This window comes from Pseudonocardia sp. ICBG1293, assembly GCF_020131355.1.
GTDB lineage: Bacteria > Actinomycetota > Actinomycetes > Mycobacteriales > Pseudonocardiaceae > Pseudonocardia.
In genome coordinates this window covers 208,420-229,316 of the sequence record NZ_JAHLEL010000047.1, presented here as the reverse complement: position 1 = coordinate 229,316, position 20,897 = coordinate 208,420, and the positions used below count along the sequence as shown (strand labels likewise).

Genomic DNA, 20,897 nt, shown 5'->3' with positions numbered 1-20,897 from the left:
CCGGACGGGAGCGCCGAACGACCTGGGAAAGACCAGTTCGGAAGGCTATTATCGAACGTATGATCGAGCAAGGGTTCGTGTTGAACCGTCAGGACAGCGCTGTCGGTGATGTCGACCCCGGTGACGACCCGGCCTGGCTCGAGCACCGGCGCCGCCGCGACGAGGTGGAGGAGGCGACCCGGTGCCCGCACGGTCTCGCACTCGATCTGTGCGGCCAGATGTGCGGCCCCGAGCCTCCGCCCGACCCGTCCGGCGGGATCGACGACGTGGCATGGGAGGCGCTGCGGTGTCTGGTCGCCGGGATCCGGCCCGACCGGATCACCGACCTGCAGCTGCTCGACGTCCTCGAGGGTGCCGAGCACTGGGTGCGCCGCGCGAGTGCCCTGCGGATGCGGTCGGTCGCCGAGATCGCGGAGCGCCACCCGGCCGGGAGCGCCGCGCCAGCGCCGGGCGCGGACTCGCGCGCGGTGCAACCCGTCTCCCGGTGGCTGCCGGATCAGGTCGCGATCGTGCTGCGGGTCCCGCGCGACCACGCCCGGTCGCTGATCGGGCAGGCACAGCGGTTCGCCCGGGTGCTGCCGGAGACCCTGGCCGAGTGGGAGTCGGGGCGGATCGACCAGGGGACGGCCGAGGCGATCGCGTCGTCGACCCTCGTGCTCGACGACGAGCGCGCCCGGCGGGTGCAGGCCGCGGTCCTCCCGGGCGCTCCGGGGGCACACCGCCGGCTGCTGCGGGACCGGCTGCGCCGTCACATCGCCCGGATCGACCCGGACGGCGCCCGGGAGCGCCACGAGCGGGCCCGGTCGGACCGGCGGATGTCGGTCTCCTCGGGCGACGACGGCATGGGCTCCCTGTGGCTGGGCGGCACCGCCGCCCAGGTGGAGGCGTCGTGGCAGTGCGTCGACCGGCTCGCGCGCTCCCTCGACGACCCGTGCGACGACCGCACCCTGGACCAGAAGCGCGTCGACCTGGCCCACCAGCTGCTGCAGGGCACGCTGACGCTCACCGACGTCGGCGCCGTCCGGGGCGCCCTCGGTGCGGACGGGGCGGGTACCGACGAGGACCGCCTGCTCGCCTCGGTCGCGCAGGTGCTCGTCGCGAAGCCGGACCCGGAGGAGGCGGTGGGGCGCCGTCCGCTGATCCAGGTCGTCGTCCCGCTCAGCACGCTGATGGGTGGTGCGGCACCGGCCGAGCTGGTCGGGCACGGCCCGATCCCCGCCGACCTCGCCCGGGCCCTCGCCGCCGGCGGCGTGTGGCAGCGGCTGGTGACCGACCCGCTGTCGGGCACACTGCTCGACGTGGGGCGGACCCGCTACCGCCCGCCGGTCGCGATGGCCGACCACGTCCGGACACGGGACGGCACCTGTCGCGGGCCCGCGTGCAGCCGGCGGGTCCGCGACCTCGACCACCACCGGCCCTGGGCGGCGGGGGACGGGCCGACCAGCGCGGACAACCTGTTCGGGCTGTGCCGGGCCGACCACGCGTTGAAGGACGCGCCGGGCTGGCAGGTGCTCGCCGGCAGCGACGGCTCGCTGACCTGGATCGCACCGTGCGGCCGTCGGGCGACGACGCAGCCGTTCGACCACCTGGTCCTCACCGATCCGCTGCCCCACGTGGCCGACCACGAGGACGAGGCCGTCGCGCCCTTCTGATCACTGTGCCGAACGGGCAGGGTGGGGTCGTGGAGTCCGAGCGCTGCTCAGGCCGACGGGGCGGCGAGCTGCCAGGACACCCCGAAGCGGTCCTCGACCCAGGCGAAGGGCCCGAAGCCGTAGTCGTCGAGCGGCATGAACTCCCGCCCACCGGTGGCGAGGGCCGCCAGCAGGCGCTCCTGCTCCGTGCCGGACCCGCAGTCCACCCACAGGGACACGGCGGGGGAGAAGTCCCACTGGTGCACCGGCGGGCTGTCGCTGCACCGCAGGCGCTGCCCGGCGACGACGAACTCGGCGAGCACCACCGCGGTCGGGTCGTCGGGGCGGTGGGTGACCGAGACGATCTCGCCGTCGTCGAACAGGGACGTCCAGAACTCCATCGCCTCGCTCGCGCTCGGGCCGCGCGGCGGCTGGAACGTCAGGAACGGCAGAGCACGGGCGGGCATCGGTCCTCCTGGGGGCGCGGATGCGGCGTGTCCGAAACCGGACGACGCGCACCCCTGTGCGTGGGTAGGCTGGAACCATGGCACGAGGCATCTGGTCGCAGAAGGTCCGCACCGCCCGCTGACGGCGGCGCCGCTCACCTCCTCCCGTCCCGCGAGGTCGTACCCGCGTCCGCCGTCCCGGTCCCCGCCGGGCGGCGCATCCCCGTGCTGCTCGGCTCCGATTTCGGATGCCGCGGAGCCTCTCGTGCACACCACCCCCGAACCCTCGTCCCTCCCGTCCGCCCCGACGCCGGCGGTGCCGGCGGTGCCGCCCATGTGCGTGCCGAGGACGTCACGGTCACCCGCGGGGCGCACCGCGTCCTCACCGGGGTGACCCTCACCGTCTCCGCCCGTTCGCGGCTCGCCGTGGTCGGCGAGAACGGACGCGGCAAGTCCACGCTGCTGCACGTGCTCGCAGGAGTGCTCGCACCGGACTCCGGCGTCGTGCACCGCACCGGCACCGTCGCGCTGGCCCGCCAGGAGGTGCCCGCCGGTGCCGGCGAGACCGTCGGCACCCTCACCGCGGACTCGCTCGCCGCGCCACGGACGGCGCTGCGCGAGCTCGACGCCGCGACCGCGTCGCTCACCGACGGCGAGCCCGGCGCCGACGACCGGTTCGCCGCCGCCCTGGACGCCGCGACCCGGCTGGACGCCTGGGACGCCGAACGCCGTGTCGACGTCGCCCTGGAGGCGCTCGGCGCCTGCACCGACCGTGACCGCCCACTGGCGACGCTGTCGGTGGGACAGCGCCACCGGGTGCGGTTGGCGTGCCTGCTCGGAGTCCGCCACGACCTCCTGCTCCTCGACGAGCCCACCAACCACCTCGATGCCGGCGGGCTCGGCTTCCTGACCCGCGCCCTGCGGGCGCACCCGGGCGGGCTCGCGGTCGTCAGCCACGACCGGGCCCTGCTGCGCGACGTCGCCGAGGAGTTCTACGACCTCGACCCCGCCCGCGACGGCAGACCCCGGCTCACCGCGGGCGGTTACGAGGGCTGGGTGGCCGCCCGCGACCGTGCCCGTGCGTCCTGGGAGGCCGAGTACGCCGAGCAGCAGGCCGAGCACCGACGCCTCGCCGACGCCGTCGCCTCCGCCAGGGACCGGCTGTCGACCGGCTGGCGCCCGGACAAGGGGACCGGCAAGCACGCCCGCCAGTCCCGGGCCCCGGGCGTGGTGCAGGCCCTGCACCGCCGGCGGGCCGAGCTCGACGCACACCGCGTCGACGTGCCGGTGCCGCCGTCGTCGCTGCGCCGCCCCGACCTCGACGTGCGACCGGGTGCGCCCCAGCTGCGCGCGCACGGGCTCGGTGTGCGGGGGCGGCTGACCGGCCCGGTGGACGTGGTCCTCGACGCGGGTGACCGGTTGCTCGTGACGGGCCCGAACGGGGCCGGGAAGTCGACCCTGCTCGCGGTGCTGGCCGGGGCGCTCGCGGCCGACTCCGGCTCGGTGCGCGCCGCGAACGGCGCCCGGGTCGTCCGGCTGGGCCAGGAGACCACGGTGCCCGATCCGCGACGCCCCGCCCGCGCCGCGCTGGAGGAGGGCGGCCGGGGCGGTACGCACGGCCTGCTCGACGCGACGGCGCTGCGGACGCCGGTGGGGCAGCTGTCGCAGGGGCAGCGCCGTCGGCTCGACCTCGCCGTCGCCCTCGCGGCGGGCCCGACGACGCTGCTGCTCGACGAGCCGACCAACCACCTGTCGGCGCGCCTGGTGGACGAGCTGACCGAGGTCGTGCGGCGGACCCCGGCGGCCGTCGTCGTCGCCACCCACGACCGGCAGCTCCTGCGCGATCTCGCCGACTGGCCGCGGCTCACGCTCGGCCCCGCCGGCTGAACGGGGTCAGAGCCCGCCCTCGACCGCGTCGAGGGTGTGGCGCAGCCCGACCTCGAACAGTGGCTCGCCGCCGCCGGGTCCGCGCGCCACCGCGCCCCCGAGCAGCCGGGACAGCACCGGCAGCCGGTCGGCCCGGCCGGAGCGGTGGACGTCGTCGAGGGTGGGCAGCCGGTCCCCGGCCAGTGCCGCCGACCCACGGACGTAGCCGTGCACCAGGTGCAGCACCTCCACGGCCGCGGACAGCGGGTGCCCGTCCCCGACGACGTGCGCCAGCAGCGCCTCGGCCCACGCACACTCGGCCGGTCCGGTCGCGCGGGGCCCCGCGAGCAGCCCGACCGCCCAGGGGTGCGCGGCCAGTACGTCACGCAGGGCGACCGCCCAGATCTCGCAGCCCAGCCGGAGCCCGCAGCCGGTGAGGTCCGGCGGCTCGCCCAGTGCGGCGTCGACCACCAGGTCCAGCAGCGCGTCCTTGCCGGGGACGTGGCGGTACAGCGACATCGGGGCCGACCCGAGCTCGCGCGCCAGCCGCGGCATCGACAGCGCACCCAGTCCGTCGGCGTCGGCCAGCCGCATCGCCACCGCCACGATCGTGCCGCGGTCCAGGGTGCGGCGCGCCGGCGACGGCGGTGCGGCCCAGCGGGGGTCGTCGACGGCGGTCACGGTGTCGATCATGCCACGCGCTGCGGAGAGCGCCCTACGCACGACGCGTAAGCCCTACGCGTCGCCGCACGCGACGGACGCCGCACAGCGGTTCGTAGGGTGGCCGGATGGAACCGTGGGAGGTCGGGGTCATCGCGCTGGCCGGGCTGTGGGCGGGGCTGATCAACACCGTCGTCGGCTCCGGCACGCTGGTGACCTTCCCGGTGCTGGTCGCGCTGGGCTTCCCGCCGGTCACCGCGACGACGTCGAACGCCATCGGCCTGATCACCGGCTCGGTCACCGGCGCCGTCGGCTACCGGAAGGAGTGGTCCGGGCACGGCCGCAGGCTCGCGAAGTACGGCGTCGCGTCGTTCCTGGGGGCCGTCGTCGGTGCGGGACTGCTGCTGTCGCTGCCGCCGGACGCGTTCGAGACGATCGTGCCGATCCTGGTCGGCACGTCGGTGCTGCTGGTCGCGGTGCAGCCGCTGCTGGCCCGGCGGCTGCGCGAACGGCCCCGCCCCGACCGCAGCGGGTCCCCGGTGCTCTACCTTCTGGTCTTCCTGGTGGGGGTCTACGGAGGCTACTTCACCGCGGCCCAGGGGATCATGCTGGTCGGGGTGATGGGGCTGCTCGTCGCCGACCCGCTGCAGCGGCTCAACGCCTTCAAGAACACCCTCGCCTCGGTCGTGAACATCGTGGCCGGTGCGATCTACACCGTCGTCGCGCCGGTCGACTGGACGGTTGTCGGGATCATCGCGGCCAGCTCGGTCGTCGGCGGCCTGCTCGGGGCGAGGGTGGGCCGTCGGCTCCCGCCCACCGTGCTGCGCACGGTCATCGTGGTGATCGGCGTCGCGGCGATCGTGTTCCTGCTCGTGGAGTGAGCGGGCCCGGACTGTCGGGGGTGCGTGCTCTCCTGGGGCCGTGGACGACGAGCGCGCCGCCGAGCTGGCCGTCGCGCTCGCCGCGCTGGCGGGCCGGGAGATCGGCGCGGACGAGGCGCGGGCCGTCGTCGTCCACACCCGTGCGCTCACCCCGGCGCGCGCCAACGCCGTCTGGGCCCGGCACCGGAGGGCACCGCGGACGGTGTCGCTGCGGGACTACCTGGCGATGACGCTGCGGTTCACCGCCCAGGACCCTCCCCCGTCCGGCGGTGACCGGTGAGCACGCGGACGCGGGTCCCCGGCGTCCGGGCCGCGGCGGGAGGACGGGTGCTCTCAGCGGGTGTCCGGCGGACCGTCGAGCAGCGCGTCGGCCCGGGTGCGGAACAGCGCCGTGCCCCACATCATCGCCGCGGCCAGGAAGGCCAGGATCCCCAGTGAGACCACGCCCCAGGTCCCGGCCTCGGTCGGGACGGCGGAGTTGATCGAGGTCCGCATGATCGGGGCGACGAACCCGCCCAGGTTGCCGATCGAGTTGATCAGACCGATCCCGGTGGCCGCCGCGGCGCCGGTGAGGAACGCGGTCGGGAACGACCAGCTGATCGGGCCGGCGCACAGGAACGCCGAGACCGCCACCGTGATCGCCACGATGCCCAGCAGCGCCTGTCCGTTCGCCCCCGCCCAGGCCGACGCGAGGATCGCGGTCCCGGTGAGCAGGAAGGCGACGGCACCCCAGTGGCGGCGTCGGGACACCGTGTCTGCATGGCGCCCGACGACGTAGCAGCACACCAGCCCGACGGCCCAGGGGATCGCGGTGACGAGCCCGACCTCCCAGCCGACGTCGCGCCCGATCAGGCCCGCGACCTGCTGGGGCAGGTAGAAGGTGGTCCCGTAGACCGCGACCTGCAGGCAGAAGTAGATGAGGGTGAAGTACCAGACCTTGCCGTCGAGCAGCGCCGGGACGATGCCGCGGGGGCCGTCGGCGGCGCGGACGGTGTCCTCGTGCGCCATGACCTCGCGCATCGCGGTCTTCTCCCGCTCGTCGAGCCAGGTCGCCTTCTGCGGCGAGTCGGTCAGCAGGAAGTAAGCGGCGACGCCGGCCAGGACGGCCATCACCCCCTCGACGAAGAACATCACCTGCCAGCCGTGCCACGGGGTGAGGGTGTCGCCGACGCTGATCAGCCCGCCGGACAGCGGCGCGCCGAGCATCTGGCTGAACGGCTGCGCCAGGTAGAAGATCGCGAACATCTGCACGCGCTTCTTGTTCGGGAACCACTGCGACAGGAACATGATCACGCCGGGGAACAGGCCGGCCTCGGTCACGCCGAGCAGGAACCGCAGGACCACGAACATCGTGTCGTTCGTGGTGAACGCGAACGCGCTGGCCACGACACCCCACGTCACCGCGATGCGGGCGAGCCAGAACCGGGCCCCGTAACGGTCGAGCAGCAGGTTGCTGGGGATCTCGAACAGGGCATAGCCGATGAAGAAGATGCCCGCGCCCAGCGCGAAGGCACCCGCGCTGATGCCGCGGTCGACCTGCAGGCCCTCCTCGGCGAAACCGACGTTGGTGCGGTCGAGGAAGGCGACGAAGTAGAGGACGACCAGCATCGGCATGAGCCGGGTGGTCGCCTTGCGGATGCCGGAGGCGAGGTGCGGGCTCTCCAGCAGTTCCTGCGGTGTGCGGGGCCGGTCGGCCGAGGTGTGTTCCACGATCTCCCCCTCGAGTTCGTGTACTGCGGGTCAGAGGATCAGCACGAGGCCGACGACGACGAGCACGACCCCGACGGCGAGGAACGCGATGCGCTGCCACGACCAGCCGGGAAACGGTTCACGGGCCACACGGGCCTCCTAGTGCATGTAGAGGCCGCCGTCGACGTTCAGGGTCTGGCCCGTCACGAAGCCGGAGTCCTCGGAGATGAGGAAGGCCGCGGCGGCGGCGACGTCGCGCGGGGTGCCGATGCGGGTCAGCACACCGTCGGCGGCCATGGCCGCCTTGCGCTCCTCGGACAGCGTGCCGCCCATGATGTCGGTGTCGATCGGGCCCGGCGCGATCACGTTCGCGGTGATCCCGTGCGGTCCCAGCTCGCGCGCGACCGACCGGACGAAGCCCTGGATGCCGGCCTTCGCCGCCGAGTACGGGGTCCGGGAGAAGGTGCCCCCGCCGCGCTGCGCGGAGACCGAGGAGATCCCCACGATCCGGCCGACGCCGTGCGACACCAGGGTCCGCGCGACCCGCTGGGTGACCCAGTGGGTGCCGTCCAGGTTCACCGACACGACCCGGCGCCACTCGTCGGCGTCGAGGTCCAGGTAGGGCACGGGCGAGGCGACCCCGGCGAACGCGACGAGCGCCACGACCTGCGGCAGCCGCGCCTCCAGGGCGTCCACCGCCGCGACGACGGCGTCGCGGTCGGCGACGTCGGCTCCGACCCCGACCGCGCGTACCCCGTACCGGTCGGCGATCCGTGCGGCGGTCGCGGCGGCGGCGTCGCCGTCGATGTCGACCAGCCCGACGTGCCAGCCGCGCTCGGCGAGGTACCCGGCGGTGTAGCGGCCGATCCCGCGCGGGGACCCGGCCCCGGTGAGGAGCACGGTGCGCTCGGTGGGAAAGGTGCTCACGACCGGTCCTCCCCGCCCAGCGGGGCCGGCCCGAGCTCGTCGAGCAGCTGCGCCATCCGGGCGTAGGCCCGGTTGCGGTAGGCGACGAGCTCGGGGACCCGGTCGGCGGGCACGTCGAGGAACCCGCCGCCGGACTTGGTGCCCAGCCTGCCGTTCTCGACGTGCTCGGCCAGGGCCCGCGGGGTCGCGAAGCGCTCCGGCCAGCGTCCCTGCAGGGAGGCGAAACAGAAGGCGTAGACGTCGAGACCCGCCATGTCGGCGATCGCGAACGGGCCGAAGAACGGGAGCCGGAAACCGAAGGTGGTGCGGACGATCGTGTCGACGTCCTCCGCGCTCGCGACGCCCTCGTCCACCAGCTGGGAGGCCTCGGAGAACAGGGCGTACTGCAGCCGGTTGAGCACGAAGCCGTCGGCGTCGGAGATCCGGGCGGGCTGCTTGCCGACGGCCCGCACGAGGTCCTCGACACCGGGCAGGATCGCCGGGTCGGTACCGGCGTGGGCGATGACCTCGACCCCGGGGATGAACGGTGCCGGGTTGGAGAAGTGCACGCCGAGGAAGCGCTCGGGCCGCTGCACCGCCTCGGCGATCCGGCCGATCAGGATGGTGGAGGTGTTCGAGCCGATGACCGCGTCCGGTGCCGCGGCGGCCGAGACCCGCCGCAGCACGTCGTGCTTGACCTCGATCCGCTCCGGCACGGCCTCCTCGACGAAGTCCGCGCCGTCGACGGCGTCCTCGTAGGACGCCGCGGCGCCGACCTGCTCGGCGACCGTGTCCGCGGCGTGGGCGGGGAACAGCCCGTCGGCGGCGAAGGCGTCGGCCTCCCGCACCAGCCGGTCCCGGTCGGCCGCCGCGGTGCCGGCGTCGACGTCGGCGAGCCGGACCCGGGCGCCGGCCAGGGCCAGGACCTGGGCGATCCCACCGCCCATGTAGCCGCTGCCGATCACCGCGACGGTGCGTCCGGAGAGTGTCATGACCGGTCCTCCGGGTGGTTCGTGGTCGGTCGGTCGTGGAGCTCAGTCGTGGGCGCCGACGACCTGCTGGTCCCAGTCCAGGACCGAGCCGGTGACCACGCCGGAGCGGTCCGAGAGCAGGAAGACGACGGCCTCGGCCGCGTCCTGGGCGGAGGCGAGGCGGCCCATCGGGAGCCGGGCGCCGGCGCGCTCGCGCCAGTCGTCGCCCGCGCCGTGGAAGCGGCGCTGGGTGGCGTCCTCGCCCTCGGTGTCGGTCCAGCCGATGGCCAGACCGTTGATCCGGATGCGGTCGAAGCGGTGCGCGTGCGCGGCGTTGCGGATCAGCCCGGCGAGACCGGCCTTGGCCGCGACGTAGGGCGCGAGCACGGGGGCCCCGCCGTGTGCGGCCTCGGACACGATCGCGACGACCGTGCCCGGCGCGCCGCGGTGCACCATGTCGGCGACGGCGGCCTGCATCAGGAAGAACGGGCCGCGCAGGTTGACCGCGACATGGGCGTCGAACAGGTCCGGCGTGGTGTCGAGCAGGGTGCCACGGTCGGTCAGACCGGCCGCGGTGACCAGGCAGTCGACCCGGCCGAACTCCGCGACGGCGGCGTCGACGGCGGCCCGGCAGGCGTGCGGGTCGGCGACGTCGCCGGGCACCGACAGTGCGGGTACGCCCTGCTCCGCGAGCTCGGCCACGAGCGTCGCGCCCGGCTCCGGGCGGCGGCCGGTGACCACGACGCCCGCGGCACCCTCGCGGGCCGCGGTCCGGGCGCAGGCGGCGCCGACCCCGGTCGTGCCGCCGGCGACGAGCACGACCCGGCCGTCGAGCAGCCCGCTCACGACGCCACCCCGCGGCGGCGCGCGACCTGGCCGGCCAGCACGTCGTCGAGCCGCTCCGGGGTCCAGCCCTCGCGGACCGCGCGCAGCAGGACCTCGGCGGGCGAGGGCGGGGCGAGCCCGTCGACCGGCGGGTCGGCGTCGAGGTCGGTGGGGAAGGCATAGCCCTCGGCGGCCGCGGCGACGGCGTTGGCGACCAGGTCGTCGGCGACCCCGGCGGACCGCATCGCGGTGAGCGCGCCGAACACGGCGCGGGCGACGACGCCGCGGTCGACGCTCTCCATCGCCCGGCCGAACGCCGAGGAGACCTGCAGGAGGTTCGCCGTGCGCCGGACGTCGGCGGAGCGGTTGTGCCCGGCGCCGTGCAGCAGCGCGGGGTTGAAGAACACGGCGTCGCCCCGGGACAGCGGCAGCTGCACGTGGTGCTCGGCGAAGTAGGCGCGGAAGTCCTCGCGGTCGGCGACGAGGTAGCCGTGCGGATAGGTCTGCGACCCGGGCAGGTACATCGTCGGTCCGGTCCCGACCGGCATGTCGGTGTGCGCGACGGCGCCCTGCAGGGTCAGCGCGGGGGACAGGCGGTGGACGTGCGCGGGGTAGCGGGCGGCTCCGGCGGCGTCCATGAAGCCGAGGTGGTAGTCGCGGTGCGGGCTCTGCGCGGCCCCGCCCGGGTTCACCACGTTGACCTGGGAGGTGACCTGGTAGCCGGGGCCGAGCCAGGCCTCGCAGACCAGTGCGGTCGCGGGGTTGGCGTAGTAGGCGGTGAACGCGGCGGGTGCGCGGACCGCCAGCTTCTCCAGGGCGTTCCAGATCCGGTCGTTGGCGCCCGCGGTCGCGAAGTGGTCCCCGACGGTCGCGCCGGACGCGCGCTGCTCGGCGACGATCGCCTCGAACTCGGCGGTGACGGGGTCGAGCTCGGTGGCGGCGAAGGCCCCGGACAGCACGACGACGCCCGGCCCGTCGGCCAGCGCCCCGGCGAGCTCGGCCTGCACGGCGCGACGACCGGCCGGGCCGGTGGCGGCCTCGGCGACGAGCGCGGCGGCGTCGTAGACGGGGACGCCCTGGTCGATGTGCCGGGCGCGGGGGAGCGCCGCCGGATCGGCCGGGCGCTCGACGTGGGCCCGGAGGTCCTGGACGCGGGCGTCGGCCGGGTCGAGCCAGGCGGCAGGGGTCGGGGTGACGGTGCGGGTCATACCGCTCTCCTCGGGCTCGGCGGTGAGCTACCGGTCAGCGCCTTAGAGGTCATTTCAGAACGAGGTCGACGTGTCTGTTGTAGACGACAAGCGGCTATCTGACCTGCCGTTTGATCTGTCGTCGAGGGGTCAATGGAAACTCGACAAGTCGTTCTGAAACGACCTCTTAGAGCGTCCGGCAGTAGAGGTGGCCGTGTGTCGGTGTTGGTAGAGACACGGACCTGCAAGTGATCATGGGATTGCTGATGTCCTGATGGTCGCCTGGAGGGTCCGTGCCTCTATTGCCAGAATCGCTGATTGACCCCCTCTGGGTCGAGTTCGCTGCCCTGATCGAGGCAGAGCGGCGCCCGGAGTTCGACCCGGCCCATCCGTGGGGATGTCACCGCCGCCGTATCCCCGACCGCCTGGTGTTCGAGCACGTGCTCGCGGCGTTGGTGCACGGCAGCGGCTACGAACGCATTGCCACCCCCGGCTGCTCGGACCGCACGATCCGCCGCCGTCTCGCCCAGTGGGCCGCCGCTGGCGTCGGGGAGCAGGTCCTTCGGGCCGCGCTGGCCGGCTATGACCAGATGATCGGTCTCGACCTCGACGATCTGTCTGCCGACGGAGCGATCACCAAGGCTCCCTGCGGTGGCGAGGGCGCCGGCTGTAACCCGGTCGACCGGGGCAAACAGGGCACCAAACGCTCCGTGGTCTGCGACGGTGCGGGGATCCCGCTGCACCTGATCAGCGCCCGCGCCAATGACCACGACTCGCCGTTGCTGAAACCGACCCTGATCGGGATCTACGACATGATCGGGCCGCTGCCCGAGCGACCGTGCCTGCACCTGGACCGGGGCTATGACTCAGGCAAGACCCGCGATCTGCTCGAACGACTCGGGTTCGACGCACAGATCGCCACCAAGGGCCGGCCCGCCCCGATCCAGGTCGGTAAGCGGTGGCCGGTCGAGCGCACCCATTCCTGGATGAACGGCTACGGCAAGCTGCGCCGGTTCACCGATCGCCGGAAGATCATCGTCGAGTTCTACCTCGACCTCGCCGCCGCGCTCACCGTGATCCGCCGGCTGATCAACCGTGCCCGCAGCCGCTACCGCTGGACAACCCGACCCACGACCCGTCGACTCCGATAACCATCAATCGCCGGACGCTCTTAAGAGGTCGTTTCAGAAGTCGGCGTGTCGGTCCTGTGTGGATCGGCGCTGGTAGCTGATCATGTCCGGTCGTGGCGCGGCGATCTTGTGTCGAGCGATTGGTGAGCGACGAGCTGTGGGCGCTGGTGGAGCCGCTGCTGCCCAAGCCGCGCAAGCACAAGCGGGGACGGACAGGCCGTCCGCGGGTGCCGGATCGGGCCGCTCTGGCCGGGATCGTGTTCGTGCTCAAGACCGGGATCAGCTGGAACGCGCTGCCCGCCGAGCTCGGCTGTGGGTCCGGAGTGACCTGCTGGCGGCGGCTACGGCAGTGGCAGCAGGCCGGGGTCTGGGCCCAGCTGCACCGGGTGATGCTCGACCGCCTCGCCCAGCAGGGCCTGCTGGACTGGTCGCGGGCGGCGGTGGACAGCGTGAGCGTGCGGGCCAAGCGCCGCGGCGAGGCCACCGGGCCCTCGCCGACCGATCGCGGGAAGGCGGGCAGCAAGTACCACGTGCTCTGCGACCGAGGCGGGCTCCCGCTGCATGCGCTGGTCACCGGGGCGAACGCCCACGACAGTCGGATGCTCGCCCCGCTGCTGGACACCAACCCCGGCGTCCGCGAACGGGCGGGACAGCCGGGGCGTCCGCGACGTCGGCCGGACAAGGTGCACGCCGACAAGGGCTACGACTATCCCCGCTGCCGCCGCTACCTGAGTGGGCGTGGGATCGGGGTGCGGATCGCCCGGCGCGGGATCGAGGACTCCACCCGGCTCGGGCGGGTCCGCTGGGTCGTCGAGTGCACCATGTCCTGGCTGCTGGACTTCCGCCGCCTCGCGCTGCGCTACGACCGCGCCGAATCCACGATCACCGCGCTGTTATCGCTGGCCTGCGCCCTGATCTGCCACCGCCGCCTCACCAAGCCGAAGCCGAAGCCGAAGTGATGGTCGACCCAGCCCTCGCTGAGGCACTCGCCTACGAGGTCGGGGCCAGCGGCCGCCAGGCCAGCCACTCCAAGGCCCGGTCGGCCTCGTCAGGGTCGAAGCGGTGCGGGTCGAACGGCCCGCCCGCCCACTCCAGGCGCTCGGCGCGGTCGGGATGGTCAGGGTCGGCGAGCACGGCCTGGAAGTCCTCATACCCCCCGATCCCGCCGACGTCCTCGGGCGGGCACGCCCCCTGCCCGGCGACGCATCGCGGATAGCACACTCCCGGCTCGACGGCCGCGACCGCCTCGACGGTGATCTCGTGGGCCCAGTTGTCACCGAAGTCGTAGACGTAACCGAACCGGTCACCAGCCTTGACCAGCCGAAACAGCTTCTCTTTCGTCTCGTCGGCGACATCCTGTCCGGGCCAGTCCGGGTCTGGGATCCCGTAGCGGCGCCCGACGATCTCGAACTCGTGCAGATGAGAGTTCGTCCAGCCCATCACTGACTGCACCACCTCGTGTAACACCGCCAAGTCGACCTCGCCCGGCACCTGCACCCGACGCCGGACCGCCGGCACCACCTCGGTCAGGACGATCTCCAACTCGAAAATCTTCGTCTTCTCAGACACACGAGGCGCGACCATCAGCCGATGCTGCCAGCCCCGCCGTCACCGGCAGAACCGGGCCCACCACTTCTGAAACGACGTCTAAAGCGCTTTAAAGCGCTTTAATGCCGGAACGAGTCTGCGGCGCGAGGGGAGGTCATGTCAAGACAAAGTCCAGGAGGGGGGCGTCCGCGGCTGGCCGACGTCGCCGCGCAGGTCGGGTTGTCCCCGGCGTCGGTGTCGCTGGTGCTCCGTGGTGCGCCGGGTCCCAGCCCGGCGACCCGTGCGCGGGTGCTGGCCGCGGCCGAGGCGCTCGGTTACCGGCCCGACCGCGCGGCGAGCATGCTGGCGAGCCGGCGCAGCGGCACCGTCGGCGTCGTGCTCGACATCCGCTCCACCTACCACGCCGAGCTGGTGGAGGAGCTGCTCGCCCTCGCCGGGCGGCACGGCCGCGATCTGCTGCTGGGCGCCCGTTCTCCGGTCCGCGACGAGCGCCGTGCGGTCGAGTCCCTCGTCGACTCCCGCTGCGAGGCGCTGGTGCTGCTCGGCAGCGACGCCCCGGCGGACCGGCTCGCCGAGCTCGGCGCGACGCTGCCGGTGGTGGCGGTCGGGCGGCGGCTGCCCGGTGCCGGGGTCGACGTCGTCCGGGTGCCCGATGACGACGGCGCCGCGGAGCAGACCCGGCACCTGCTCGGCCTGGGGCACCGCGACGTCGTGCACGTCGACGGTGGCGCGGGCTCGATCGCCGCCGAGCGCCGGGACGGCTACCGGGCGGCGATGCGCGCCGCCGGGCTGCCCGAGCGGGTGGTCGCCGGCGGACACGGCGAGGCCGACGGTGCCCGTGCCGCCCGCACCCTGCTGGCGGGGACGTCCCTGCCGACCGCGGTCGCGGTGTTCAACGACCGCTGCGCGGTCGGCCTGCTCGACACCCTGGCCAGGGCCGGGGTCGACGTGCCGGCCACGGTGTCGGTGGCCGGCTACGACGACAGCCCGCTGTCCCGGCTCGCACACGTGGACCTGACCACGATCAGCCAGGACGTCCCGGGCACCGCCGAGCACGTGCTCGACCTGCTGGCCGAGCAGCTCGACGGCGGCCGGGGCACCGCCCGCGAGGTCGTCCTCGCGCCGCGGTTGATCGCGCGCGGCAGCACCGCACGCCCCCGCAGCTGAGCACGGGTGCGTTCCGCGGAACGCGGTCGGCGGTTCCGCGCCCTCAGTGCACGGGTGCCGGCAGGCGCGGGCGCGGCGCCATCCCGGCGGCCGTGTAGACGGCGTCGATCAGCTCCGCGTTGGCGACGGCGTCGTCGAGGTCCAGCGGGAACGGCGTCCCCGCGCGCAGGTGCGCCCGCAGCGCCTCCAGCTGGTAGAGGTAGGTCGGACGGGTGCCGAGGTGCTCGGTGCGGGTCGTGCCGCCGACGGTGACCTCCACCCGGTCGTCGTGGGTGGGCAGCGCGAAGTTGCGGGCCAGGACCTCGCCGCCGTCGCCGATCACGCGGGCCGGCAGGGCGAACCCGTCGGCCTCCATGTCGCAGCGCGCCCGCCCGGTGGCCCCGGAGGGGAACACCAGGTCCGCGGCCAGGCGCGCGTCGACGCCGGGGGTGCGCTGCGTCGCCTCGGCGGCGGTCACCCGGGGCTCTCCGCCGAGCAGCGACCGGCCCAGTGTGCGCTGCACGTGCAGGGCGTAGCAGCCGATGTCCATCACCGCGCCGCCCGCGAGCGCGGCCGACCAGCGCGGGTCGTCGTCGTCGGGGGCGGGCATCTCGAAGGTCGTCTCGACCCGGCGCACGGTGCCGATCTCCCCGGACGCGGCGATCTCCACGAGCCGGCGCAGCACCGGGTGGTGCACGTGGTGGAAACCCTCGACGACGACCACCCCGGCCGCGCGTGCCGCGGCGGCGACCTCGCGGGCCTCCTCGGCGTTGGCGGCGAACGGCTTCTCGCTCAGCACGTGCTTGCCGGCTGCGATCGCGGCCAGGTTCCACGGGCCGTGCAGCGCGTTGGCGAGCGGGTTGTAGACGACCTCCACCCCCGGGTCGGCGAGGACCGCCGCGTAGTCGTCGTGCACCCGCTCGACGCGGTGCTCGGCGGCGAAGGCCTCGGCGCGACGCCGGTCCCGGGCGGCCACGGCGACCAGCCGGTCACCGGTGGCCGCGGCGGGGTCGACGAGCGCCTCGCGGGCGATCCGGGCGGCTCCCAGGATCCCGATGCGCAGTGGCTCCATCACCGCTTCAGCTCGTGGGCGAGCTCGGCGAGCTCCTGGCCGCCCGCCATCTCGGCGGTCAGCTCCTCGAGGGTGACCTCCGAGCGCGTGCGGTCGAGCACCCGGCGGCCGAGCTTCAGGATGATGAAGTGGTCGCCGACCATGTAGGCGTGGTGCGGGTTGTGGGTGATGAACACGACGCCCAGACCCGCCGCGCGGGCGGCGGCGGTGTAGCGGAGCACCACGCCGGACTGCTTGACACCCAGGGCGGCGGTCGGCTCGTCGAGGATCAGCACCCGGGCGCCGAAGTAGACCGCACGGGCGATCGCGACGCACTGACGCTGACCACCGGACAGCGTCCCGATCGGCTGGTTGATGTCCTTGACCTGGATGCCCATCTTGCGGAGCTCGGCGTCGGCGATCTCGCGCATCCCGGCGATGTCGAGCGGCGCGAGGGGGTAGCTGCCCCTGCGCAGCTCGGAGCCGAGGAAGAAGTTGCGCCACACCTCCATCAGCCCCACGACCGCGAGGTCCTGGTAGACCGTCGCGATGCCCAGGTCCAGCGACTGGCGGGGCGAGGAGAACGTGGTGTCACGTCCGTGCACGGTCAGGGTGCCCTCGGAATGCGGGTGCAGCCCGGACATGATCTTGATCAGGGTGGACTTCCCGGCGCCGTTGTCGCCGAGCACGCAGGTGACCTCACCGGCGTGCACGGTCAGGTCGATGCCCTCCAGCGCCCGGATCGCGCCGTAGGCCTTGCCCACCCCGCGCATCCGTACCAGGGGCTCGCCGGCGCGCAGGTCGGCGGCGGCGTTCTCGGCGATCGTGTCGGTCATGTCGGGCTCACTTCCGCGTCGTCGCGTAGTTCTTGATGTAGAGGTTCAGCACGACCGCGAGGAGCAGCATCGCGCCGAGGAAGGCGTAGAACCAGTTCGGGTCGAAGCCCGCGAACACGATGCCCTGGGTGGTCATGCCGAGGATGAGTGCGCCGATCGCGGCGCCGATCGCCGAGCCGAAGCCGCCGGTGAGCAGGCAGCCACCGACGACCGCGGCGACGATGTAGATGAGCTCGTTGCCGACGCCGAGGCCCGACTGCACGGAGCTGAAGTTGAACAGGATGTGCATGCCGAGGATCCACCCGACGAAGCCGACGCCCATGAACAGGCCGATCTTCACCTTCTTCACCGGTACGCCGACGGCGCGGGCGGACGGGGCGTTGCCGCCGACCGCGAAGATCCAGTTGCCGAGCCGGGTGCGGAAGAGGATCCAGGACGCGACCGCGGCCAGCCCCAGCCACCACAGCACGGTGACCTTGACGGTCATGAAGCCGAGCGGGATGTCGGAGGCGAACACCGCGTGAGCGGAGGCGAAACCGTCCAGCTCCGAGGCGTTGTCCGTGGCCACGGTGCCGGTCACGGCCTTGGTGACGCCGATGTTCGCACCACGCAGGACGAAGAACATCGACAGTGTGATCAGGAAGCTGGGGATGCCGGTGGTGACCACCAGCCAGCCGTTGACGAAGCCCACCAGCAGCGCGGCGACCAGGCTGAGGACCACGCCGACCCACATGTTCAACGACAGCTGGTAGGTGACCAGTGCCGCGGTCAGTGCCGAGGTGGTGACCCCGACCCCGGAGGACAGGTCGAACTCGCCGCCGATCATCAGCACGGCCACGCCGACGGCCACGATGCCGATGGTCGACGCGGCGTAGAGCACGGTCGCGAACGAGTCCGGCGTGCGGAACGGCGCGGCGATCGCGAAGAAGAACACGAAGATCACGACGGCGGCGATGATCGTCCCGAACTCGGGGCGGGTGAACAGCCGGGCCGGGATCGACCGGGACTGCGCGGCCGGGGCCGCCGGCTCGGGAACGGGCGGGGGCGGGGTGGACGCGCCGGCCTCGCCGGCGGCGGTGGGTGTGCTCATCAGAGGCTCCTGGTCGAGGCGGGCGACCGGGGGCGGCCGGTGCGGCGGCCGCTCCCGGAGGCGCCGGTCAGCGCTTGTTGGCCTGGGTGTAGGGCAGGATCTGGCCGATGTTGGAGGTGTCGACCAGGGACGGTCCGGTCAGCACCGGCTTGCCACCACCGAGGTCGTTGCCGTTGGACAGGTTCAGCCACAGCGACTCCACGGCCATGTAGCCCTGGACGTAGGGCTGCTGGTCGACCGAGAACAGGATCCTGCCGTCCTGGATGGCCTTGGCCGCGTCCTGGTTCAGGTCGAAGGTCGCGATCTTCGCGGTCGAGCCGGTGCCGTCCTGGGCCTGCATCGCGGCCAGCGCGATGGGGGCGCCGAGCGTCACGATGTCGGTGATCGACCTGTCCTCGGAGAGCTTCGCGTTCAGCGTCTGCTGCACCGAGGGCAGGTCGGCGCCGTTGACCTGGATGTTCTCGGTGTTGGGATAGGCCTTCTTGACACCCTCGCAGCGGGTCTCCAGGGCGACCGAGCCCTGGGCCTGGATCACGCAGAGGACCTTGCCGCCGGGGCTGGTCTGCGCGAGCTTCTGGCCGACGGTCTGCCCGGCCAGGCTCTCGTCGGAGCCGAAGTACATCTTCGCGCCGGCCGCCTTGTACTCGTCGATGCCCTGGTTGAAGGCGACGACGGGGATGCCCGCGTCGGCGGCCTTCTTGGCGACCGGGACGACCGCGTCGGCCGAGGAGAGGGTGACGGCGATGCCGTTCACCTTCGAGTCGATGGCGTTCTGGACCAGCGTGGCCTGCTCCGGTCCCTGTTCGTTGTTCGAGTACTTCAGGTCGATGCCGTGGGTGGCCGCGGCGTCCTCGGCCCCCGCCCGGATCTTGTCCCAGAACGTGTCGCCCGCCTGCTCGTGGGTGATCATCGCGATCGTGTAGCGCTGACCCTGGTCGGCCGCGGCATCGTTCTGCGCACCACCCTGGCTGCTGCAGGCCGTCAGTCCGAGGACCAGCGAGGCTGCGGCCAGTCCGGCGCCGATCTTCCGAATACTCCTCATCGAGCATCTCTCTCTCTCTCTGTGATCGCGACGCGGGTCGACCGGTCGCGGTGGGTGTGGCGGTCCCCTCCGGGCCCCGACGGCGGAGGGTGATGCAGACCACGCATAGATGTACGCTCACCGCACTGTCTCGTCAATGCTTTGTCAGGACAAAGTGAAGACTCGTCAGAAGTGGGGAGTGCGGTGTCCGACCCCGTCGGCGCCCCCGTGGACCGCGGGAGCCCGGTGCCGTTGTACTTCCAGGTCGCCACCAGGCTGCGCGCGATGGTGGAGTCGGGCCAGCTGCCCGCCGGCTCGCGCCTGCCCGGCGAGTCCGAGCTCGTCGGCCGCCTCGGCGCGACCAGGCCGACGCTGCGTCGCGCGGTGTCCTACCTGGTGGAGCAGGGGGTCCTGGCGCGCAAGCGCGGCGCCGGGACGCGTGTGCTGCCGCCTCCGCCGGCGCGGCCCGTCGATCTGACGGGCCTGCACGACGACCTGCTGCGTGCGGGCCGCGCGCCGCGGACGGTGCTGCGCGGGTGCACCACCGGGCCGGTCGACGACGGCGTGGCCCGTGCACTCGGGGTGCCGCCCGGCACCGTGGCGACCCGGATCGAGCGGCTGCGCCTGGCCGACGGCGAGCCGCTCGCGCTGATGACCAACGTGGTGCCGGTGTCGGTGCTGCCCCTGCGGACGGAGGATCTCGTGGCGCACGGGCTCTACGCACTGCTCCGGTCGGCCGGTCACGCTCCGCGTCGGGCCCGGCAGATCGTCGGGGCCCGCGCGGCGACCGCGCAGGAGGCGGCCGCGCTCGGCGAGGCGGCCGGTGCGCCGCTGCTGAGAACGGTCCGCACCGCCTGGGACGAGTCCGGACACGCCGTCGAGCACGGCGTTCACCTCCACCGGCCGGACCGCCACACCATCGAGATCGGCCTGCCGTCCGGTGCGGGGACGCCCGCACCCGGCTGAGCGCCGGTCAGTGCGCCGGGCCGGTGCTGCCCCGCACCACCAGGTGCGGGTCGAGCACCAGGTCCACCGGCTCGGTGGCCGGGTCGTCGAGCCGGGCGCGGACGGCGTCGACCGCGCCGCGCGCCAGTGCGGCCGCGTCCTGGCGGACCGTGGTGAGGTCGACGTGGGCGAGCCGGGACACCCGGTCGTCGTTGTAGCCGGCGACCGACATCCGGCCCGGCACGTCCACCCCGGACCGGCGCAGGGTGTCCAGCAGTCCGACCGCGCACCGGTCGTTCCCGGCGACGACGGCGGTCGGGAGCACCGGTCCGCCCGCACCGCCCGCCAGCAGCCGGTGCGCGGCCGCGATGCCGGCCTCCTCGTCGTAGGCGCCGGGCAGGACGTGCACCTGCCCGCCGAGCCCGGCCGCGGTCATCGCCGCGGTGTAGCCGTCGCGGCGGGCCGCGGCGTTCGCGCCCGGGCCGCCGTCGACGTGGGTGATCCGGCGGTGACCGGCCGCGATCAGGTGCTCGGTGAGGCCCCGCAGTCCTGCCTCGTCGTCGGTGCGGACGCTGTCCACTCCGCGCACCCCGCGCCCGACGACGACGAGCACGGTCCGCTGCGCCAGCGCGGTCAGCTCCGCCTCGGGGGCCTCCGGTCCGAGCAGGACCAGCGCCTCGCAGCGGTGGGCGAGGAGCTCGTCGACGGCGGTCTGCTCGTCGTGGCCGGGGGTGCGGGCGCTGAGCAGCACGCCGTAGCCGTGGTGGCCCGCTTCGGCGTAGACCCCCTCGATCAGCGACGCCTCGAAGGGCTCGCCGACCGTGGTGAGGACGCCGATGGTGCGGCTGCGCCCGCGGGCGAGCAGTCGCGCGGCGCTGTCGGGGGTGTAGCCCAGCTCGTCGGCGGCGGCGAGCACCCGGGCCCGGGTCGCGTCCGAGGCTCCGGGGCGGTCGCGGAACACGATCGACACCAGGGCACGCGAGACGCCCGCACGCTCGGCGACGTCGGACATCGTGGGACGCCGCCGTCGCGGTCCTGTGGCGACGGGGGGATCCAGCTCGGGCACGG

The 20,897-nt window shown here is 73.6% G+C and carries 21 protein-coding genes; 8 read left to right on the top strand and 13 right to left on the bottom strand.

Translation table 11 applies throughout. From position 1 onward, the window contains the following. Nucleotides 1-80 precede the first annotated feature (80 nt). Nucleotides 81-1,652, top strand: coding sequence for an HNH endonuclease signature motif containing protein (locus tag KPF47_RS24370; RefSeq protein ID WP_224391128.1), 1,572 nt, complete (start codon nucleotides 81-83; stop codon nucleotides 1,650-1,652). A 47-nt stretch (nucleotides 1,653-1,699) separates the two neighbouring features. On the opposite strand, the gene KPF47_RS24365 is transcribed toward KPF47_RS24370, so the two are convergent. Beyond that, nucleotides 1,700-2,098: a VOC family protein gene (locus KPF47_RS24365; RefSeq protein ID WP_224391127.1), complete on the bottom strand. Its 399-nt coding sequence runs from the start codon at nucleotides 2,096-2,098 to the stop codon at nucleotides 1,700-1,702. Between the two features lie 315 nt (nucleotides 2,099-2,413). Between KPF47_RS24365 and KPF47_RS24360 the strand changes: the two genes are divergently transcribed. Then, on the top strand, nucleotides 2,414-3,964 hold the full coding sequence (locus tag KPF47_RS24360; protein WP_224391126.1) for an ATP-binding cassette domain-containing protein: 1,551 nt from the start codon (nucleotides 2,414-2,416) through the stop codon (nucleotides 3,962-3,964). 6 nt (nucleotides 3,965-3,970) lie between these two features. On the opposite strand, the gene KPF47_RS24355 is transcribed toward KPF47_RS24360, so the two are convergent. Next, nucleotides 3,971-4,624, bottom strand: coding sequence for a TetR/AcrR family transcriptional regulator (locus KPF47_RS24355; protein WP_224391125.1), 654 nt, complete (start codon nucleotides 4,622-4,624; stop codon nucleotides 3,971-3,973). A gap of 107 nt (nucleotides 4,625-4,731) precedes the next feature. On the opposite strand from KPF47_RS24355, the gene KPF47_RS24350 reads away from it, so the two are divergent. Beyond that, complete coding sequence (locus tag KPF47_RS24350) at nucleotides 4,732-5,484, top strand: sulfite exporter TauE/SafE family protein (protein WP_224391124.1); 753 nt, start codon at nucleotides 4,732-4,734, stop codon at nucleotides 5,482-5,484. A 40-nt stretch (nucleotides 5,485-5,524) separates the two neighbouring features. Further along, nucleotides 5,525-5,764 carry a hypothetical protein gene (locus KPF47_RS24345; protein WP_224391123.1) on the top strand — a complete coding sequence of 80 codons (240 nt, stop codon included), beginning with the start codon at nucleotides 5,525-5,527 and terminating at the stop codon, nucleotides 5,762-5,764. Between the two features lie 53 nt (nucleotides 5,765-5,817). Here KPF47_RS24345 and KPF47_RS24340 read toward each other — a convergent pair whose 3' ends face one another. The 5 genes from KPF47_RS24340 to KPF47_RS24320 all read right to left on the bottom strand — a co-directional run bounded on the left by KPF47_RS24340 (nucleotide 5,818) and on the right by KPF47_RS24320 (nucleotide 11,083). Continuing rightward, a complete protein-coding gene (locus KPF47_RS24340) occupies nucleotides 5,818-7,194 on the bottom strand; it encodes an MFS transporter (RefSeq protein ID WP_224391122.1) in 1,377 nt (458 codons plus the stop codon). Nucleotides 7,195-7,332: 138 nt separating this feature from the next. Beyond that, nucleotides 7,333-8,100: an SDR family NAD(P)-dependent oxidoreductase gene (locus KPF47_RS24335; protein WP_224391121.1), complete on the bottom strand. Its 768-nt coding sequence runs from the start codon at nucleotides 8,098-8,100 to the stop codon at nucleotides 7,333-7,335. After that, the gene (locus KPF47_RS24330; RefSeq protein ID WP_224391120.1) at nucleotides 8,097-9,071 is read right to left on the bottom strand and encodes a 3-hydroxyacyl-CoA dehydrogenase family protein; all 975 of its coding nucleotides are present in this window, start codon (nucleotides 9,069-9,071) and stop codon (nucleotides 8,097-8,099) included. The genes KPF47_RS24335 and KPF47_RS24330 overlap by 4 nt, the downstream gene beginning before the upstream one ends. Before the next feature lie 42 nt (nucleotides 9,072-9,113). Next, complete coding sequence (locus KPF47_RS24325; RefSeq protein WP_224391119.1) at nucleotides 9,114-9,896, bottom strand: SDR family oxidoreductase; 783 nt, start codon at nucleotides 9,894-9,896, stop codon at nucleotides 9,114-9,116. After that, nucleotides 9,893-11,083 carry a phytanoyl-CoA dioxygenase family protein gene (locus KPF47_RS24320; RefSeq protein WP_224391118.1) on the bottom strand — a complete coding sequence of 397 codons (1,191 nt, stop codon included), beginning with the start codon at nucleotides 11,081-11,083 and terminating at the stop codon, nucleotides 9,893-9,895. Before KPF47_RS24320 ends, KPF47_RS24325 begins: the two co-directional genes overlap by 4 nt. Nucleotides 11,084-11,355: 272 nt before the next feature. Here KPF47_RS24320 and KPF47_RS24315 point away from each other — a divergent pair, with 272 nt between their 5' ends. Both KPF47_RS24315 and KPF47_RS24310 read left to right on the top strand, forming a co-directional pair. Then, nucleotides 11,356-12,213 (top strand): IS5 family transposase, encoded by an 858-nt coding sequence (locus KPF47_RS24315; RefSeq protein ID WP_224391117.1) that lies wholly within the window; start codon nucleotides 11,356-11,358, stop codon nucleotides 12,211-12,213. A 92-nt stretch (nucleotides 12,214-12,305) separates the two neighbouring features. After that, nucleotides 12,306-13,151, top strand: coding sequence for an IS5 family transposase (locus KPF47_RS24310; protein ID WP_224389824.1), 846 nt, complete (start codon nucleotides 12,306-12,308; stop codon nucleotides 13,149-13,151). A 31-nt stretch (nucleotides 13,152-13,182) separates the two neighbouring features. Here the strand turns inward: KPF47_RS24310 and KPF47_RS24305 are convergent, their stop codons facing one another. Then, nucleotides 13,183-13,776, bottom strand: coding sequence for a plasmid pRiA4b ORF-3 family protein (locus KPF47_RS24305; protein ID WP_224386178.1), 594 nt, complete (start codon nucleotides 13,774-13,776; stop codon nucleotides 13,183-13,185). Nucleotides 13,777-13,896: 120 nt separating this feature from the next. On the opposite strand from KPF47_RS24305, the gene KPF47_RS24300 reads away from it, so the two are divergent. After that, a complete protein-coding gene (locus KPF47_RS24300) occupies nucleotides 13,897-14,907 on the top strand; it encodes a LacI family DNA-binding transcriptional regulator (protein WP_224391116.1) in 1,011 nt (336 codons plus the stop codon). 43 nt (nucleotides 14,908-14,950) lie between these two features. On the opposite strand, the gene KPF47_RS24295 is transcribed toward KPF47_RS24300, so the two are convergent. The 4 genes from KPF47_RS24295 to KPF47_RS24280 all read right to left on the bottom strand — a co-directional run bounded on the left by KPF47_RS24295 (nucleotide 14,951) and on the right by KPF47_RS24280 (nucleotide 18,905). After that, nucleotides 14,951-15,958, bottom strand: coding sequence for a Gfo/Idh/MocA family protein (locus tag KPF47_RS24295; protein WP_224391315.1), 1,008 nt, complete (start codon nucleotides 15,956-15,958; stop codon nucleotides 14,951-14,953). After that, nucleotides 15,958-16,773 (bottom strand): ATP-binding cassette domain-containing protein, encoded by an 816-nt coding sequence (locus KPF47_RS24290; RefSeq protein WP_224391115.1) that lies wholly within the window; start codon nucleotides 16,771-16,773, stop codon nucleotides 15,958-15,960. Before KPF47_RS24290 ends, KPF47_RS24295 begins: the two co-directional genes overlap by 1 nt. A gap of 7 nt (nucleotides 16,774-16,780) precedes the next feature. Beyond that, nucleotides 16,781-17,863, bottom strand: coding sequence for an ABC transporter permease (locus KPF47_RS24285; RefSeq protein ID WP_224391114.1), 1,083 nt, complete (start codon nucleotides 17,861-17,863; stop codon nucleotides 16,781-16,783). 67 nt (nucleotides 17,864-17,930) lie between these two features. Beyond that, nucleotides 17,931-18,905 (bottom strand): substrate-binding domain-containing protein, encoded by a 975-nt coding sequence (locus KPF47_RS24280; RefSeq protein ID WP_224391113.1) that lies wholly within the window; start codon nucleotides 18,903-18,905, stop codon nucleotides 17,931-17,933. Nucleotides 18,906-19,088: 183 nt separating this feature from the next. Between KPF47_RS24280 and KPF47_RS24275 the strand changes: the two genes are divergently transcribed. Further along, a complete protein-coding gene (locus KPF47_RS24275; RefSeq protein WP_224391112.1) occupies nucleotides 19,089-19,850 on the top strand; it encodes a GntR family transcriptional regulator in 762 nt (253 codons plus the stop codon). A 7-nt stretch (nucleotides 19,851-19,857) separates the two neighbouring features. Here the strand turns inward: KPF47_RS24275 and KPF47_RS24270 are convergent, their stop codons facing one another. Beyond that, the gene (locus KPF47_RS24270) at nucleotides 19,858-20,841 is read right to left on the bottom strand and encodes a LacI family DNA-binding transcriptional regulator (protein ID WP_224391111.1); all 984 of its coding nucleotides are present in this window, start codon (nucleotides 20,839-20,841) and stop codon (nucleotides 19,858-19,860) included. Between the last annotated feature and the right edge of the window lie 56 nt (nucleotides 20,842-20,897).

What these genes read in the sequence shown, in the direction of transcription:
- KPF47_RS24365 (WP_224391127.1), bottom strand. Translation starts at nt 2,098, where the DNA reads ATGCCCGCCCGTGCTCTGCCGTTCCTGACGTTCCAGCCGCCGCGCGGC.
- KPF47_RS24350 (WP_224391124.1), top strand. Translation starts at nt 4,732, where the DNA reads ATGGAACCGTGGGAGGTCGGGGTCATCGCGCTGGCCGGGCTGTGGGCG.
- KPF47_RS24330 (WP_224391120.1), bottom strand. Translation starts at nt 9,071, where the DNA reads ATGACACTCTCCGGACGCACCGTCGCGGTGATCGGCAGCGGCTACATG.
- KPF47_RS24320 (WP_224391118.1), bottom strand. Translation starts at nt 11,083, where the DNA reads ATGACCCGCACCGTCACCCCGACCCCTGCCGCCTGGCTCGACCCGGCC.
- KPF47_RS24305 (WP_224386178.1), bottom strand. Translation starts at nt 13,776, where the DNA reads ATGGTCGCGCCTCGTGTGTCTGAGAAGACGAAGATTTTCGAGTTGGAG.
- KPF47_RS24300 (WP_224391116.1), top strand. Translation starts at nt 13,897, where the DNA reads ATGTCAAGACAAAGTCCAGGAGGGGGGCGTCCGCGGCTGGCCGACGTC.
- KPF47_RS24295 (WP_224391315.1), bottom strand. Translation starts at nt 15,958, where the DNA reads ATGGAGCCACTGCGCATCGGGATCCTGGGAGCCGCCCGGATCGCCCGC.
- KPF47_RS24290 (WP_224391115.1), bottom strand. Translation starts at nt 16,773, where the DNA reads ATGACCGACACGATCGCCGAGAACGCCGCCGCCGACCTGCGCGCCGGC.
- KPF47_RS24285 (WP_224391114.1), bottom strand. Translation starts at nt 17,863, where the DNA reads ATGAGCACACCCACCGCCGCCGGCGAGGCCGGCGCGTCCACCCCGCCC.
- KPF47_RS24280 (WP_224391113.1), bottom strand. Translation starts at nt 18,905, where the DNA reads ATGAGGAGTATTCGGAAGATCGGCGCCGGACTGGCCGCAGCCTCGCTG.
- KPF47_RS24270 (WP_224391111.1), bottom strand. Translation starts at nt 20,841, where the DNA reads ATGTCCGACGTCGCCGAGCGTGCGGGCGTCTCGCGTGCCCTGGTGTCG.